The sequence below is a fragment of the Streptomyces kronopolitis genome (assembly GCF_014646275.1).
Classification (GTDB): domain Bacteria; phylum Actinomycetota; class Actinomycetes; order Streptomycetales; family Streptomycetaceae; genus Streptomyces; species Streptomyces kronopolitis.
Genome location: NZ_BMND01000002.1, coordinates 53,718 through 68,797, shown reverse-complemented (window position 1 = coordinate 68,797; position 15,080 = coordinate 53,718). Strand labels below are relative to the sequence as shown.

Annotated in this window: 11 protein-coding genes and 1 pseudogene; 8 read left to right on the top strand and 4 right to left on the bottom strand. The window is 72.9% G+C overall.

The window, feature by feature from the left end; all coding sequences use genetic code 11:
- Window positions 1-600: 600 nt before the first annotated feature.
- Window positions 601-1,443 (top strand): nitroreductase/quinone reductase family protein, encoded by an 843-nt coding sequence (locus IEY78_RS02170; protein WP_189095793.1) that lies wholly within the window; start codon window positions 601-603, stop codon window positions 1,441-1,443.
- Between the two features lie 84 nt (window positions 1,444-1,527).
- Here IEY78_RS02170 and IEY78_RS02165 read toward each other — a convergent pair whose 3' ends face one another.
- Window positions 1,528-3,090 carry an AMP-binding protein gene (locus IEY78_RS02165; RefSeq protein ID WP_189095792.1) on the bottom strand — a complete coding sequence of 521 codons (1,563 nt, stop codon included), beginning with the start codon at window positions 3,088-3,090 and terminating at the stop codon, window positions 1,528-1,530.
- A 353-nt stretch (window positions 3,091-3,443) separates the two neighbouring features.
- Complete coding sequence (locus tag IEY78_RS02160) at window positions 3,444-3,614, bottom strand: hypothetical protein (protein ID WP_159742382.1); 171 nt, start codon at window positions 3,612-3,614, stop codon at window positions 3,444-3,446.
- A 424-nt stretch (window positions 3,615-4,038) separates the two neighbouring features.
- Between IEY78_RS02160 and IEY78_RS02155 the strand changes: the two genes are divergently transcribed.
- Entirely contained in the window at window positions 4,039-5,463 is a 1,425-nt protein-coding gene (locus IEY78_RS02155; RefSeq protein ID WP_189095791.1) for a lipase maturation factor family protein, read from the top strand.
- Here the strand turns inward: IEY78_RS02155 and IEY78_RS02150 are convergent.
- Window positions 5,357-6,445, bottom strand: a complete 1,089-nt coding sequence (locus tag IEY78_RS02150; RefSeq protein ID WP_189095790.1) for a tetratricopeptide repeat protein — start codon at window positions 6,443-6,445, stop codon at window positions 5,357-5,359. The genes IEY78_RS02155 and IEY78_RS02150 overlap by 107 nt on opposite strands.
- Window positions 6,446-6,739: 294 nt before the next feature.
- Here IEY78_RS02150 and IEY78_RS02145 point away from each other — a divergent pair, with 294 nt between their 5' ends.
- Together IEY78_RS02145 and IEY78_RS02140 are read left to right on the top strand one after the other, a co-directional pair.
- Window positions 6,740-7,942, top strand: a complete 1,203-nt coding sequence (locus tag IEY78_RS02145) for a lactonase family protein (protein ID WP_189095789.1) — start codon at window positions 6,740-6,742, stop codon at window positions 7,940-7,942.
- A 159-nt stretch (window positions 7,943-8,101) separates the two neighbouring features.
- Complete coding sequence (locus tag IEY78_RS02140; protein ID WP_373294044.1) at window positions 8,102-9,529, top strand: amino acid permease; 1,428 nt, start codon at window positions 8,102-8,104, stop codon at window positions 9,527-9,529.
- Window positions 9,530-9,533: 4 nt separating this feature from the next.
- Here IEY78_RS02140 and IEY78_RS02135 read toward each other — a convergent pair whose 3' ends face one another.
- Window positions 9,534-10,304 (bottom strand): PaaX family transcriptional regulator C-terminal domain-containing protein, encoded by a 771-nt coding sequence (locus IEY78_RS02135; protein WP_189095788.1) that lies wholly within the window; start codon window positions 10,302-10,304, stop codon window positions 9,534-9,536.
- Between the two features lie 113 nt (window positions 10,305-10,417).
- Here IEY78_RS02135 and IEY78_RS02130 point away from each other — a divergent pair, with 113 nt between their 5' ends.
- The 4 genes and pseudogenes from IEY78_RS02130 (at window position 10,418) to IEY78_RS02115 (ending at window position 14,877) form a co-directional block, all read left to right on the top strand.
- On the top strand, window positions 10,418-12,076 hold the full coding sequence (locus tag IEY78_RS02130) for an acyl-CoA dehydrogenase family protein (RefSeq protein WP_189095787.1): 1,659 nt from the start codon (window positions 10,418-10,420) through the stop codon (window positions 12,074-12,076).
- Window positions 12,076-12,845: pseudogene (locus tag IEY78_RS02125) on the top strand (crotonase/enoyl-CoA hydratase family protein). Before IEY78_RS02130 ends, IEY78_RS02125 begins: the two are co-directional and overlap by 1 nt.
- A 124-nt stretch (window positions 12,846-12,969) precedes the next feature.
- Window positions 12,970-13,479 (top strand): DUF1990 domain-containing protein, encoded by a 510-nt coding sequence (locus IEY78_RS02120; RefSeq protein ID WP_189095786.1) that lies wholly within the window; start codon window positions 12,970-12,972, stop codon window positions 13,477-13,479.
- 174 nt (window positions 13,480-13,653) lie between these two features.
- Window positions 13,654-14,877 carry a metallophosphoesterase gene (locus IEY78_RS02115; protein ID WP_189095785.1) on the top strand — a complete coding sequence of 408 codons (1,224 nt, stop codon included), beginning with the start codon at window positions 13,654-13,656 and terminating at the stop codon, window positions 14,875-14,877.
- The last annotated feature ends 203 nt before the right edge of the window (window positions 14,878-15,080 follow it).

Sequence of the window (15,080 nt, the reverse complement as noted above, 5' to 3'; positions counted from 1 at the left end):
ACCGAACCGGGTCGTCGGGTCGACTGCCTCGCGCCGGACCGGTTCACAGCGGGAACGGACCGAGCGGAACCGAACCTCCGTACCCCTCCGGCGTTGCCCGCTCACCCCTACGGCATTACCCTGACGGCGTGACTACCGGGTCGGCCATGTGCCATGAGCGAGTGAGGTTCCCGGTCACCACGTGACCGCGAGGCGGGCGATCAGAGGCCCGCCCCTCCCCTCCTCCTCCACAATTCGCGCGTTCCGCGCTTTTCAGCTGCATCCGTGAACGAAGTTCGTCTGTGGGCGAAGCCGTTCGCCTGCGGAATGTCGGGTGTGGCGATACGGGCCACGGGCAACCAACCACGGGCCGCACTTTTCGCAAGCCTGCGCACCTTGCGTGAGTACCGCTTCCGCCTCGTCCCCCCTTTCCTCTTCCTCCATTCCCGCCTCCCATCCCCACGCCCACGGCCATCTGCCGCCATTTCATGGCCCGTTCGCCGTGCGCTGCGCCATGCCTTTTCGCGGGCGATATGCCCTGTCGGTCCAGCCTGCCCGCACTCCAAGCGCACACCTCCGCGGATTCGTCCGCGCTCACCACTACAGGAGAAAACTCCCTCCATGCCGAACGATTTCAACCGACGGATCATCGAGGAATTCCGTGCCCATGGCGGGCGGGTCGGTGGCCCCTTCGAGGGCGGCCGGCTGTTGCTGTTGACGACCACCGGGGCCCGGTCCGGGGCGCCGCACACGACCCCGCTCGGCTACCTTCCCGACGGCGGCGGACGGGTCCTGGTCATCGCCTCGGCCGCCGGGGCGCCGAGGCATCCGGCGTGGTTCCACAACCTGGTGGCCCACCCGCGCGTCACGGTCGAGACCGGCGTCTTCACGTACGAAGCGGAGGCCCTCGTCCTGGAGGGTGCCGAACGCGACCGCGCCTTCGCCCGCGCGGCCGAGGCGGATCCCGGATGGTCGGCATACCAGGACCGGACCGAGCGGTTGCTCCCCGTTATCGCCCTCCGGGAAATTCCCGCGGGTCCGCCGAATATCGCCGCTGCCTCGGTGGGCGCCGCACTCAAGGCCGTACACGACGGATTCCGGCGGGAACTCGCCCTGGTCCGCGCGGAAATCGCCGCTTCGGGACCCGGCCTCGGTGCTCAGCTCCGGATCAATTGCCTGACGCTCTGCCAGGGGCTGCGCAACCACCACACCGGTGAGGGCGCCGGAATGTTTCCGATGCTCGATCGGGGCCATCCCGAACTCGCCCCGGCCCTGGAGCGGATGCGCCAGGAACACGAAAAACTCGCCGTCCTCCTCGGCGAATTGCAACAGGTCATTTCCGCGCAGGACGCGGATCGGGCACGGGTGCTCGCCGAGGTCGAGCGGTTGACCAGGGAGGTGGAAAGGCATCTGGACTACGAGGAGGAGCAGTTGATACCGGTCCTCGACGGATCGGCCTGCTGAGACCGGCCCCGTCAGCGAAGTAACACCGGGCAGGTCACGATGGGCGGTCACGACGGGCGGGTCACCCCGGGCCGGTCACCGCGGTCAGATCACGCCCTCGTGACCCGCCCAGTACGGGTCCCGTAGCTGGCGTTTGAAGAGCTTGCCCGACTCGTCGCGTGGCAGCAGCTCCTCGAAGACCACCGCCCGGGGCACCTTGTACCCGGCGAGCCGCCCGGCGACATGGGCACGCACCTCTTCGGCACTGAGCACCACACCGGGTTCGGTCTGCAGATGCGCGGCGAGGGTCTCGCCGAACTCCTCGTCGGGGATGCCGAAGACCGCCGCGTCGCTGATCCCGTCGAGCGCCAGCAGGCAGCCCTCGATCTCGGCGGGGTAGATGTTGACGCCACCGGAGATGACCATGTCGTTGCGGCGGTCGCTGAGGTAGAGGTAGCCGTCCTCGTCGAGATGGCCGACGTCCCCGATGGTGACGTAGCCGGGCAGGCCCGGCGCTTCCATGGCGGCGCGCCGGTCCGGGTCGCCGAGGTAGGTGAACCGGGGCCAGTCGTCGCCGGGCTTGAGGTAGATGTCGCCGGTGTCGCCGGCCGGCAGCGGTTTTCCGCCGGGGCCGAGGACCGCGACCGCGCAGGTGCCGGTGGCCCGTCCGACGGTGCCGGGGTGATCCAGCCACTCCGTGCTGTCGCACCAGGTCACGGCGCCGGTCTCACTGCCGCCGTAGTACTCCCGTAGCACCGGACCCAGCCAGTCGATCATGGCGTGTTTGACGTGCGGCGGGCAGGGCGCCGCGGCGTGCACGACCGAGGTGAGCGAGGAGAGGTCGTGGCGCTCGCGGACCTCCTTGGGCAGCCGCAGCAGCCGGACGAACATCGTGGGGACGACCTGCACCTGCTCGATGCGGTGATGGGCGATCAGCCGCAGGAACTCCTCGGCGTCGAACCGCGGCATCAGCGTGATGTCCAGCCCCGCGGCGAGGGCGAGGACCGCGTGCTGGCTGGGCGAGGCGTGGTAGAGCGGGGCGGGAATGAGGGTGCGGCCGCCGGGAGCGACCGCGAAGTACTCCAGGAACCGCTGCACCGCTTCGTCGAGCCTGTCCTGGGCGACCGGTTCGCGCAGCACCCCTTTGGGGCGCCCGGTGGTTCCGGAGCTGTAGATGACGGTGGGCGGGTGCTCGGCGGCGGGCCGGTCGAGCGGTGGGTGACCGGCCAACCAGTGGTCCAGCAACGGATGGTCGCCGGTGGGGGCGGGTGCCTCGAAGCCGCAGGCGTCCGCGACGCCGGCCGGGACGGCGGCCTCGATGATCCGTACGCCGTCGGGGAGCACCGCGCTCACCCCGGCCAGCAGATCGGTGTGCGCGAAGACGGCCTTGCTGCCGCTGTCGGTGAGCACATGCCGCAGTTCGTCCTGCCGGAAGTGCCAGTTCACCGGCACGGCGGAGACGCCGGCCAGGGCGGCCGCGGCGGTGATCTCCAGATGGGCGGGCTCGTTGCGCATCACGACGGCGATCCGGTCGCCGGGTGCCACGCCCGCGTCCCGCAGGCCGGTGGCGATCCGCGCCGCACGGTCGAGGAAGGCCCGATAGTCGCGCTCATGGCCCGCGCAGCGGATGGCCGGGACGCCGGCGGCGGACGGGACGACGGCTTCCATGGTGCCTCCAATGAGTGCGACCCGGCCGCTCATTGAACCGTCACGTCCCGCTGTCCGCCAGGGTGACCAGGGCGGGCCGGCGGACCAAACGCCGACTTCCGGTCAGCTCTCCCGCGGCCGGTCCCGCCGGTCTCGACCCGTCCGATCTCGACGCATCCGGTCTCGGCCCGTCCGGAATCGCCTCGTGGGCATCGCCCGGATTCCGTGCTGCCCGCCACCGCCAGACCCAGCAGCCCCGACAGACCCGCCCGCACCAGCCGCTCGTGCCGCGACGCCGTCGTGCCCACTCGGGCGCCGGCCCCGCTCCCCGGGGAAAGGGACCCGGGGGCAGGACCGGCGCAGGGGTCAGCTGATCAGTCGATGCCGCGGAAAATATTGGGCTCGGCGGGGTCGTCCTCGCAGCCGGCCAGGCGCACCGGGGCACAGCGGTCCCAGACTTCCAGATTGCGGACTTCCTTGATCCGGCCTGGCCGCTCGCCCTGCTTCAAGCGGGGCTGCTTGTGTTGAGCCTTGTGCAAAGCCACCACGCACTCCTTCATCGAGGTATCGGTCTGACGCGGTGGCGCCGTGTTTCACAAACCGGGAGGTCAGCCAAGGTTTGTGGCGTTCCCGCGACGGGCCAATGGTGTTGGCGTCTCCCAGAAAGGTCGTCCGTCGTCCCTCAGAGTAACTAGGCCGCACGCGCCGCGCTCGACGTTTTGCCGGGCGAGGGTAATGGGACGGTAAGGCGCGTATTCCGTCCCCCTTGAGTGGTGGGAAATCCGGGTGATTGTGTGATGTACATCACTCACCCGAACGGCCCCCTTCTCCCCCGCCCGCGGCCACCCCAACGGCCCCCCGGTTGCTGCATTCGCCCCGCTCCCTACGCTGAAGAGTGAGCGGGGATCCCGCCGTCGAGGCCGCGCGCCATGCCGCAGAGCGCGCGGCCGCGGTGCTACCCATGGGCGGGTGGCTTGGTTCTCGGATTCCGGTTACTGGCTCGGGCGGCTCGTCTTCCAGCGCATGCTGGCCGTTCTCTATCTGGTCGCGTTCCTCGCGGCGGTGCGCCAGTTCCGTGCGCTCATCGGGGCGCGCGGCATGCTGCCGGTGCCCGCGTTCGTGGCGCGGGTGCCGTTCCGTGCCGCGCCCTCGGTCTTCCACCGGCACTACTCGGACCGCTTCTTCGCCCTCTGGTCGTGGGGCGGCGTCCTGCTGTCCGCGGCCGTGGCGGCGGGGGCCGCGGACGCCGTCCCGCTGTGGGCGGCCATGCTGATGTGGGCCGCGCTGTGGGTGCTCTATCTGTCCATCGTGAACGTCGGGCAGACCTGGTACGGCTTCGGCTGGGAATCGCTGCTGCTGGAGGCCGGCTCGCTGGCGGTGTTCCTCGGCAATGCCGATACCGCTCCCCCGGTGCCGGTGATGTGGCTGCTGCGGTGGGTGCTGTTCCGGGTGGAGTTCGGGGCCGGGCTGATCAAGATGCGCGGCGACCGCTGCTGGCGGGATCTGACCTGTCTGTACTACCACCACGAGACCCAGCCGATGCCCGGCCCGCTGAGCTGGTTCTTCCACCATCTGCCGCGGCCCCTGCACCGGGTCGAGACGGCAGCCAACCACGTCGCGCAACTCGCCGTCCCCGTCCTGCTGTTCACTCCGCAGCCGATCGCCGGGTGGGCCGCCGTCGCGATGGTCGTCACCCAGCTGTGGCTGGTGCTGTCCGGGAACTTCGCCTGGCTGAACTGGGTGACCATCGCCCTCGCGATGTCGGCAGCCGCCCCGCTGTGGGACGGGCCGTCCGCACCGTCCGGTGCGCCTCCGGTGTGGTTCGAGGTGCTGGTGCTGCTCGCCACCGCCGGTGTGCTGGCGCTCAGCTACCGGCCCGCGCGCAATCTGCTGACCCGGCGGCAGATGATGAACACCTCCTACGAGTCGCTGCACCTGGTCAATTCGTACGGGGCCTTCGGCTCGATCACCCGGGTGCGCCGGGAGATCGTAGTGGAGGGGACGGCGGACGCGGTGACCGGGCCGGAGACGGTCTGGCTGGCGTACGAGTTCCACGGGAAGCCGGGCGCGGTGCGGCGGCTGCCCCGCCAGTTCGCGCCGTATCACCTGCGCCTGGACTGGCTGATGTGGTTCGCCGCGCTGTCGCCCGCCTATGCGCGGGAGTGGTTCGTGCCGTTCGTGGCGCGGCTGCTGGAGAACGACCGGGACACCCTGCGGCTGCTGCGCGGCAATCCGTTCCCCGAGGTGCCGCCGGCCCGGATCAGGGCCCGGGTCTTCCGCTACCGCTTCACGACGTGGCGGGAACTGCGGGAGACCGGAGCGTGGTGGCACCGGACCGAGGAGCGGGAGTTCCTTGCTCCGGTCGGGCGGTCAGCTCTGCACGGAAGGCGATGACCATGTCGCGGGCGTGATGCAGCCCTATGCGCCGGAAGTCGCCTTCCAGTACGGAGAGTTCGGCCAGCGTCTCGTCCCGGTCGCGACCCAGGCGGGCGCGGGACTTGGCCAGTCCGAGCCGGGAGAGGGCCACCCCGCGCGGCTCCTGCATCGCGCGGAACTCCCGCAGCGCGAGCGTGTAGGTCTCGCGCGCGGACTCGTAGCGCCCCGCGCGGTAGAGGACGTTGCCGCGCATCTTGTGGTTGTAGGCCAGCGCGCTCGCCAGGTCCATGGTGCGGCAGATCGCCTCCGCCTCGGACAGCAGCGTCAGCGCCCGCTCCGTCTCGCCCTGTACGGACAGGACGTCGGCGACGCCGCGCAGCGACCAGGCGCGCCCGCGGTGGTCCTCGGCGTCGGCGGCTATGCGGGCGGACTCCTCGAAGAGCTCCAGGGCCTTGGCGTATCCGCCGGTGTTGCGGTGCATCTGGGCGATGCCCGACATCGCCCAGACCGTGTGCCGGGCCTCGCCGTGCTTCTGGGCCTGGGCCAGCAGCTCCTCGTGGAGTGCGGCGACGGCGGCGTAGTCGCCCTGGATACGGCCGGTTTCGGCCAGGCCGGCGAGCGCGTAGCCGTGGGCGAGGCGGTCGCCGCCGGCCTCGGCGAGGGTGACGGCGTGGGCGAGCAGCCGGCGGGCGAGCGGCAGGGATCCGCACTGCCGGGCCAGGGTGCCGCCGCTCCACAGCGCCCAGGCCCGGGCGCCGGCGTCGTCGGCGGCGCGGGCGCTGCGGTAGCTCTCGCGCCAGGCGTCGCCCGCCTCCGTCACCCGGCCGAGCCGCCGGTTGGCCTCGGCGACCGCGAGCGCGGCCCGGGCCCGCTCCAGTGCGCTGTCCGCCTCGGCGTGTGCGCGACTCGCCGTGGCCAACACCTCCTCGTAGGAGGAGTTCACACCCAGCGCCGAGCCCAACTCGCCCTGGTATTCCGGGGCGAATGCCTTGCCGTACATATATCCGTGGCCTCCCGATCAGCTCCGTACCTTGATCACAAACCTATGAGCGGAATCCGCCCGGCGAATCAGTCCGCGTATGTGTTGTGCTGTACGACTCGAGTGCTACGTGTGGGGCTTGTGGTCATCTTGGGGATGTAGGGGTACGTCAGGGTCAACCGGCCGACACGGCCGTCATGGCGGGTGGCCGACCGGGCTCCGCGCTCCGCCCTGCTTGCCCGCGCGGGCCGTACGGGCCAGGCTTTCCACGACCGGCCGACCACGTGTCGGCACCGCCGACCACCGAGGTGTGGCATGAGCGCAGCACGTAGGGGAACGGGGTCAGGGATCGCCCGCCGACGATTCCTCGGCGTCGCGGCCGGGCTGACCGCGACCGCCGGGACGGGGGCGGGCCTGCCGACACGGGAGGCCGCGCGGACCGCCCCCGCCACCCGCCGCCCCGGCGACCCGTACCCCGGCACCCGGCCGCTCTTCCTGGGGACGTACACCGCCCAGCCCGGCGGCGGGACCGGCGTCGGGGTCGGTACGTACGACATCGCGACCGGGCGGATCACCACCACCGGGGTCGTGGCGGGCGTCGCCGACCCCTCCTATCTCGCCGTGGCGCCCTCCGGTCGGACCCTCTACGCGGTCGACGAGCAGGAGCAGGGCGCGGTGACGGCCATGGCGCTGCGGCCGGACGGGCCGCCCGTGGTGCTGGGGTCCCGGCCGACGGGCGGCGCCGGACCCTGCCATCTGTCGGTGCATCCCGGCGGGCGCCTGCTGCTGAGCGCGAACTACCTCTCCGGCAGCGTGGCGGTGCATCCGATCGATCCGGCCACGGGGGCGCTGGGCGCGCGTACGGACCTGGTCACCCACTCCAGCCCACCGCCCGGTCCCGGCCAGGACGGGCCGCACGCCCACCAGATCCTCAGCAGCCCGGACGGCCGGTTCGTGCTGGCCGTCGACCTCGGCAACGACACCGTCTACACCTACCGGCTGGACGAGCCGGCCGGCCGGCTGATCCCCGTGTCGACCGCGGCGCTGCGGCCCGGCGCCGGCCCCCGGCATCTGACCTTCCACCCCTCGGGGGCCTTCGCCTACCTGGCGAATGAGGTCGACAACACGGTGGTGGTCTGCCGCTACCACCGGGGGACGGGGCGGTTGGTGCCCGGTACGCCGCAGTCGACGGGGACCGGTCCGGGCACCAGCTTCCCGGCGCAGATCCTGGTCACCCGGGACGGCCGCTTCGCCTATCTCGCCAATCGCGGGCACAACAGCCTCACCCGCTACGCCGTGGAGGCGGCCGGTGCGCGGCTGCGGCTGCTGGACACCGTGCCGGTGGGCGGGGACTTCCCGCGGCAGATCGCCTTCTCCCCGGATCAGCGGTGGCTGTTCGCGGCGAACCAGAAGTCGGGGTCGGTGACGGTGTTCGCGGTGGACGCCCGGACCGGGGCGCTGCGCGGCACCGGAGCGCCGTTCGCCGCGCCGGTCCCGGTGTGTGTGCTGCCGCTGTGAGGGCGGGGCGCCGGCGGTCCGTTCCAGGTCCCGCCGGGGAGGCTCCGCCGCCGGAATCCGTGCCCCGTATCGCATTCGCCGTCCCCCGTCTGCCGGTGTCAGGCTGCTGAAACACTGCGGCAATGGCCCCGCATGGTTGGCCGATTAACGTCGGTCTCCATGAGTACGGGAACGACCTCCACGAGTACGGAATCGACACGGGACGTGAGCGCCGCGGGGACCGGGGCGCCGACGGCGCCGGGCGGGCTGCGGCAGGGGCTCAGGCAGCGCCATATGCGGCTGATCGCGCTGGGCGGGGTCATCGGGGCCGGGCTGTTCGTGGGCAGCGGGGTGGTCATCCGCGCCACCGGTCCGGCCGCCGTGCTGTCGTTCCTGGCGGCCGGGGTGCTCACCGTGCTGATCATGCGGATGCTGGCCGAGATGACCGTCGCCCGCCCGGCGCTGGGGTCCTTCTACGCCCATGTCCGCGAGACCCTGGGCCTGCGAGCCGGGTTCACGGTCGGCTGGCTGTACTGGTACTTCTTCGTCATCGTGGTCGCCGTCGAGGCGGTGGCCGGCGGCCGGATCGTCCAACTGTGGCTTCCCGGCGCCCCGTTGTGGGCGGTCAGCCTGGTGCTGATGGGGCTGCTGACCGCGACCAACATGGTCTCGGCGCGCTCCTACGGCGAGTTCGAGTACTGGTTCTCGTCGGTCAAGATCCTGGCGATCGTGGTGTTCCTCTTCCTCGGGGCGCTGTACGTGCTGGGGCTGTGGCCGGGCGCACCGGGCGGGCTGGGCACGCTGACGGCGCACGGCGGGTTCGCGCCCGCGGGGGCCGGCGCGGTGCTGGCGGGGGTCGTGCCCTGCGTCGGGTTCTTCACCGGCGCCGAGATCGTGACCATCGCGGCCGCCGAGTCGGCCGAGCCGGAGCGGGCGGTGGCGGAGGCGATCCGCTCGATCGTGCTGCGCGTGGTGGCGTTCTACGTGCTGTCGGTCTTCCTGGTGGTCGCGGTGGTGCCGTGGACCTCGAAGGCGGTCGAGGTCAGTCCGTACGCGGCGGTGCTGGACCGGCTCGCCGTCCCCGCGGCCGGGACGGTCATGAACGCCCTGGTGCTGATCGCCGTGCTGTCCTGCCTGAACTCCGCGCTGTACACCTCCTCCCGGATGCTGTTCGCGCTCACCCGCAACGGGGACGCGCCCCGCGGCTTCGCGAAGGTCAGCCGGAGCGGGGTCCCGCGCCGGGCGCTGCTGGCCGGCACGTCCGCCGGCTATCTGTCGGTGATCGCGGCCTGGATCTCGCCCGATGTCGTCTTCTCGTTCCTGATCAACTCCTACGGTGCCGTCGCCCTGTTCGTCTATCTGGCGATCGCGGTCGCGCAGGTGCGGATGCGGCGGAAGCTGGAGCGCACGGAGCCGGACCGGCTGACGCTGCGGATGTGGCTGTTCCCGTGGCTGAGCCGGCTGACCATCGCGCTGATGGCGGTGGTGATCGGGGCGATGGCCTTCCTGCCGGACAGCCGGGCGCAGTTCTGGCTGAGTCTGCTGACGGTGGCCGTGGTGCTGGCGGGCTACGAACTGCGGCGCCGGAGGGGCCCGGCCGCCGGGTAGCGCGCTATCCGCCCACGTACTGCCGCAGCAGCGCGCCCAGCTCCTCCTCGAACGCGGCGTAGTCCAGCCGGAGTTGCGCGCCGGGCCAGTCCTCGGGGAGCAGTCCGGCGGGGAGCAGCGGGTCGGCGAGGAGGTGGCGGAGGGCGGCGGCCGCGACGGTGAAGCGGTCGGCGGGGCTCGTGGCGCGGCCCAGCGCTGTGCTCAGGTCGCGGGCCCGCCCTGCCCAGGCCGGCAGGTCCCACAGGCGGCCGGCGAGCGCGACGGGGTCGCCGTCCGGGGTGCCGGTGAGCCAGGTGCACTGCGCGGTGACGACGGCCGGGCGGGGCCGGTCGAGGTTGGCGGGGCGCAGCCAGCTGCCCTCGCGCAGCTCGGCCAGCCGCAGCGCCGCCATCGCCTGGCGCAGCGCGGTGCGCTCGGCGGCCGGCCGGCGCTCCGGGGTGGTGACCAGGGCGATCTCCCAGTCCCCGTGCCAGGGCCGGGTGCTCGGTGTGCGGCTCTCGTCCTGCCGGGTCTGGCGGTCCAGCAGCCGGGGGGTCAGGGCGTACGCGCCGTCGCTCTGCCGCAGGTCACCGGCGGCCACCATCCGGGAGAGCGCGACCCGCACGGTGCCCTCGGCGATGCCGAAGAGTTCGCCGACCCGCACCAGGGCCCGGGCGGGCAGCTGGGGCGGGTGATGCCCGAGCAGGGTGCTGAGCACGATGGAGCGGGCGGTGAGCGGGCGCAGGGCGAGCGCGGCGCCCGCCGGGTCGCCGCTGATGCCGGTGTCGTCGTTCATATGTGCCCCAAACTCTAGGGGCTGTCTTCAAGGTCCCGCCTGCCTCGCGGCGCCTGGCGAGCCCTCCCCTTACAGCCTTCCCACAGCTGTTCGGCTTCTGTAACGTCATGGGTATGACCGTCACCCATGAAGTCGTGAATCAGGCTCCGCCGCTGACCGGGTTCAGTACGGCGGACGAGCCGGCCCTCCTGGAGGCGCTGCGCCGGGACGGTGCCGAGTGGGGCGTGCCGGAGGTCGCCGAGCTGGGGGCGCTGGCCGGTTCGGCGGCGGTCCAGGACCAGGCCCGCTGGGCGGAGGAGCATCCGCCCCGGCTGCGCACCCACGACCGGTTCGGCCACCGCGTCGACGAGGTCGAGTTCCATCCGGCCTGGCACCAGCTGATGACGGTGGCCGTGGAGCGGGGGCTGCACGCCGCGCCCTGGGCCGACGACCGCCCCGGCGCGCATCTGGTGCGGGCCGCGAAGTTCTACGTCTGGTCGCAGGCCGAGGCGGGACACGGCTGTCCGATCTCGATGACGTACGCCGCGGTCCCCGCGCTGCGCGCCGCCCCGGACCTCGCCGCGCGGTACGAGCCGCTGCTCGCCGCGCGCAGCTACGACTTCGGGCTGCGGGCGCCGCTGACCAAGTCGGGCCTGATCGCGGGCATGTCGATGACGGAGAAGCAGGGCGGCTCCGATGTGCGGGCCAACACCACCCGCGCGGTGCCGGCCGGCGACGGCACGTACCGCATCACCGGCCACAAGTGGTTCACCTCCGCGCCGATGAGCGATGTCTTCCTGGCGCTGGCGCAGACCGAGGAGGGCCTTGGCTGCTTCCTGCTGCCGCGGGTGCTGCCGGACGGCACGCTCAACGGCATGCGGCTGATGCGGCTCAAGGACAAGCTGGGCAACCGCTCCAACGCGTCCTCCGAGATCGAGTACGACCAGGCGGTGGCCTGGCCGGTCGGGGAGCCGGGCCGCGGGGTGCGCACCATCGTCGAGATGGTGAACATGACCCGGCTGGACTGCGTGCTGGGCTCGGCGGCCGGGATGCGGGCCGGGCTGCGGCAGGCGCTGCACCACACCGCGCACCGGCGGGCGTTCGGGCGGGAGCTGGACCGGCAGCCGCTGATGCGCGCGGTGCTCGCGGATCTGGCGATCGAGTCGGAGGCGGCGACGCTGCTGGGGATGCGGCTGGCCACGGCGGTGGACCGCTCGCAGGCCGGGGACGCCGGGGAGGCGGCGCTGCGCCGGCTGGCGCTGGCGGCCGGCAAGTACTGGGTGTGCAAGCGGGGCAGCGCGCACGCGGCGGAGGCGCTGGAGTGCCTGGGCGGCAACGGCTATGTCGAGGACTCCGGCATGCCGCGGCTCTACCGGGAGGCGCCGCTGCTGTCCATCTGGGAGGGCTCGGGGAATGTCGCGGCGCTCGACGTGCTGCGGGCCCTGGGCAAGGAGCCGGCCGCCCTGGAGGCGTTCCTCGCCGAGGTGGAGACCGCGGCGGGCGCGGATCGCCGGCTGGACGCGGCGGTGGCCGGCGTCCGCAAGATGCTCGGCGCGGCGGCCGCCCCGGAGCGCGCGCAGCTGATGGCGCGGTCGCTGGCGGAACGGATGGCGCTGGTGCTCCAGGGCTCACTGCTGGTGCGCTACAGCCACCCGGCGCTCGCCGACGCGTTCTGCGCCTCGCGGCTCGACGGGGAGTGGGGCAACGCCTTCGGCACGCTGCCGGCCGGCGCCGACCTGACGGCGGTCCTGGAGCATGTGCGGCCGGAGACCGCGCGCGGGGACGGGGCCTGATGTCCGTACGGGTGGAGCGCACCGGTCCGGTGACCACAGTGGTGCTCTCCCGGCCGGCGTCCCGCAACGCGGTCGACGGCCCGACGGCCCACGAACTCGCCGATACCTTCCGGGAGTTCGACGCCGACGAGTCGGCGCGGGTGGCCGTCCTGTGGGGCGAGGGCGGGACCTTCTGCTCCGGTGCGGACCTCAAGGCGATCGGCACCGAGAGCGCGGCAACCGCGTGGCGGCCGACGGGGACGGGCCGATGGGGCCGACCCGGATGCGGCTCGGCAAGCCGGTGATCGCGGCGATCGCCGGGCACGCGGTGGCCGGCGGTCTGGAGCTGGCGCTGTGGTGCGATCTGCGGGTGGCGGAGGAGGACGCGGTCCTCGGCGTCTTCTGCCGGCGCTGGGGCGTGCCGCTGATCGACGGCGGCACGGTGCGGCTGCCGCGGCTGATCGGCGCGAGCCGGGCGCGGGACCTGGTGCTGACGGGGCGGCCGGTGCCGGCCGCGGAGGCGCTGGACATCGGGCTGGTCCACCGCGTGGTGCCGGCCGGTGCGGCGCGCGCGCAGGCGGAGCTGCTGGCGGCGGAGATCGCCCGCCTCCCGCAGGCGTGCCTGCGCAGCGACCGCGCCTCCCTGCTGGACCAGGAGGGCCGGGACGAGGAGTCGGCGATGGCCGCGGAACTCGCCCACGGGCAGGCCGTCCTGGCCGAGGCCCAGGAGGGCGCGGCGCGCTTTGCCGCGGGGGCGGGGCGGCACGGGGCGGCGGACCCGAACGGGTGAGGCGGCGCCCGGCCGGGTGCCGGTCGCGGACGCCCGCCCGCCCCTCGGCGGGCGGGGCGCGTTGCCCGCGGACGGCCGGCCGCGTACGGTCGCGCCGTCCCCGCCCCGCTGCCAGGAGCACCGCATGAGCGAGCTGAACTACCCCGAGCAGGGCGGCACCCGGCGCACCCCGCTGCCGCCCGGCTACCGCCACCTCCACGAGGAGCTGCCGATCGGCCGGGGGCGGGCGGCGCTGGCGGCGGCGGGCGAGGCGATCACCACCTTCCGGATGCACCGCGCGGCGGGCACCGGCGTCCGGGCCGACGCGCCGCGCGCCGCGCCGGGCGTGCGGGTCGAGGTCGCACCGGGCATCGGCCCGCTGCGGCTGCGCGCGCCGTGCACGGTGGTGTGGACGGCGGATGAGGAGGACCGCGTCGGCTTCGGCTACGGGACCCGCGAGGGGCATCCCGTGTGCGGCGAGGAGGCGTTCCTCGCCGAGCTGCGCGCCGATGGCTCGGTGTGGTTCACGGTGACCGCGTTCAGCCGCCCCGCCGGGACACTCACCCGTCTCGCCGGCCCGCTGCTCCCCGTCTTCCAGCGCCGCTACGTGCGCCATCTCGGCCGCACCCTGCGCCGTCTGACGCCCCCTCGGTGAACGCGCCGCACGGGGTGGCTCCGCCGCCGTACGCGCCGTTCGCTACGCCCTGCCGGTCCCCTGAGCACGCTTTGTTACCGACGCGTAGATTCTGGGCTCCCCGTTTCGATACGTCCACTTCGCCTTCATCAATCCGTCACCATCACCTCCGGCGACCGTGAAAGAAATCCACACATGTGTGAGGACGAACTGATTCCGCCGCAGGCGGACATGACCGAGCAGGAGTGGCTGCGCACCGGCTCGGCGACGGCGACCGGGGAGCCGTCGATGCCCACGACGGGGCGCACCCCGTCCTTCGTGAACCGGCGGACGCTGCTGGGCGGCGCGATGGCCGGCGCGGCACTCGCGGTGCTGCCGTCACCGGGGCAGCCGTCCGCCTCCGCCGCTCCCCGACCGGGAGTCCCAGGGGCCTTCCCGTTCCCCGAACACCCCAACGGCAAGGGCGAGTTCGCGATCCTGGTCACCGGGGACGCGGGGACCGGCGACGAGGCGCAGTACGCGGTGGCGGCCGCCGCCCGCGATGTCTGCCGGGCCGAGCGGGTGGGTCTCGCGGTGGGCCTGGGCGACAACATCTACGAGAACGGGCCGGAGTCCGCCGACGACTCCGAATTCCAGGACAAGTTCGAGAAGCCCAACAGCGGCATCGATGTGCCGTGGCTGATGGTGCTGGGCAACCACGACTGCTCGGGGCTGATCCCCGGCAGCGGCGGCGACCCGTCCCGCGGTGACCGCGAGGTCGCCTACGCCGCCACGTCGCGGCGCTGGTACATGCCGAGCCGCTACTACAGCGTGCCGCTGCCGGCCGCCGATCCGCTGGTGGAGTTCTTCGCGATCGACACCATTCCGTGGTCCTCCTACGTCGCCCAGCTCGACCCGCACTACCGCTGGGACGGGCCGTACATGCGCGAGCAGCGCAGCTGGCTGGACGGCGCGCTGCGGGCCTCGCGCGCCCGCTGGAAGGTGGTGATCGGCCATCACCCGTACCTCAACAACGGCAAGCACGGCAGTGCCGGTTCCTACGACGGGTTCGAGATCGGGAACTACACCAGCGGGGTCCACCTCAAGGACATGTACGACAACGTGGTCGCCGGCCGGGCCGACCTGATCCTCTCCGGTCACGACCACACCCTCCAGATCCTGGAGCCGACCGCCCGCACGGGCGGCACCCGGCAGGTGGTGTGCGGGGCGTCGGCCAAGACGGAGGACGGCAAGGCGCACTTCACGAATCCGGCGGCCTGGCAGAACTTCTCCGACCACGGGTTCATGCTGCTGAAGGTGTCCGGCGCGCGGCTGACCATCGAGGCGTACACGGTGGACGTGGCGACCCGGAAGGCCACCCTGGCGCACCGCGCGCGGCAGACCCGTCCGGTGGCCGCTCCCGCGGGGGCGCACGCCTGACGGGGGCACGACTCCTGGGCCGCGGCGCCGGAAATGCGGGTTTTCCGGCCCGCGCCTAGGGTGTTCGCATGGCCGCGTTCCGGTGGACACCGGCCCCGGTCAACGGCCCCCGACCGTGGGCACGAGACGTGCTCGGCGCGGCGCCGCGCGCCCTGCTGCACGCCCGCCCGGCAGGGGCGGAAATCGGCCCCGCCCATGACCGG

Bases quoted from the DNA above. Each gene is read 5' to 3' on its own strand.
- IEY78_RS02170 (WP_189095793.1), top strand. From the start codon at position 601: ATGCCGAACGATTTCAACCGACGGATCATCGAGGAATTCCGTGCCCAT.
- IEY78_RS02165 (WP_189095792.1), bottom strand. From the start codon at position 3,090: ATGGAAGCCGTCGTCCCGTCCGCCGCCGGCGTCCCGGCCATCCGCTGC.
- IEY78_RS02150 (WP_189095790.1), bottom strand. From the start codon at position 6,445: ATGTACGGCAAGGCATTCGCCCCGGAATACCAGGGCGAGTTGGGCTCG.
- IEY78_RS02145 (WP_189095789.1), top strand. From the start codon at position 6,740: ATGAGCGCAGCACGTAGGGGAACGGGGTCAGGGATCGCCCGCCGACGA.
- IEY78_RS02140 (WP_373294044.1), top strand. From the start codon at position 8,102: ATGAGTACGGGAACGACCTCCACGAGTACGGAATCGACACGGGACGTG.
- IEY78_RS02135 (WP_189095788.1), bottom strand. From the start codon at position 10,304: ATGAACGACGACACCGGCATCAGCGGCGACCCGGCGGGCGCCGCGCTC.
- IEY78_RS02130 (WP_189095787.1), top strand. From the start codon at position 10,418: ATGACCGTCACCCATGAAGTCGTGAATCAGGCTCCGCCGCTGACCGGG.
- IEY78_RS02120 (WP_189095786.1), top strand. From the start codon at position 12,970: ATGAGCGAGCTGAACTACCCCGAGCAGGGCGGCACCCGGCGCACCCCG.
- IEY78_RS02115 (WP_189095785.1), top strand. From the start codon at position 13,654: ATGTGTGAGGACGAACTGATTCCGCCGCAGGCGGACATGACCGAGCAG.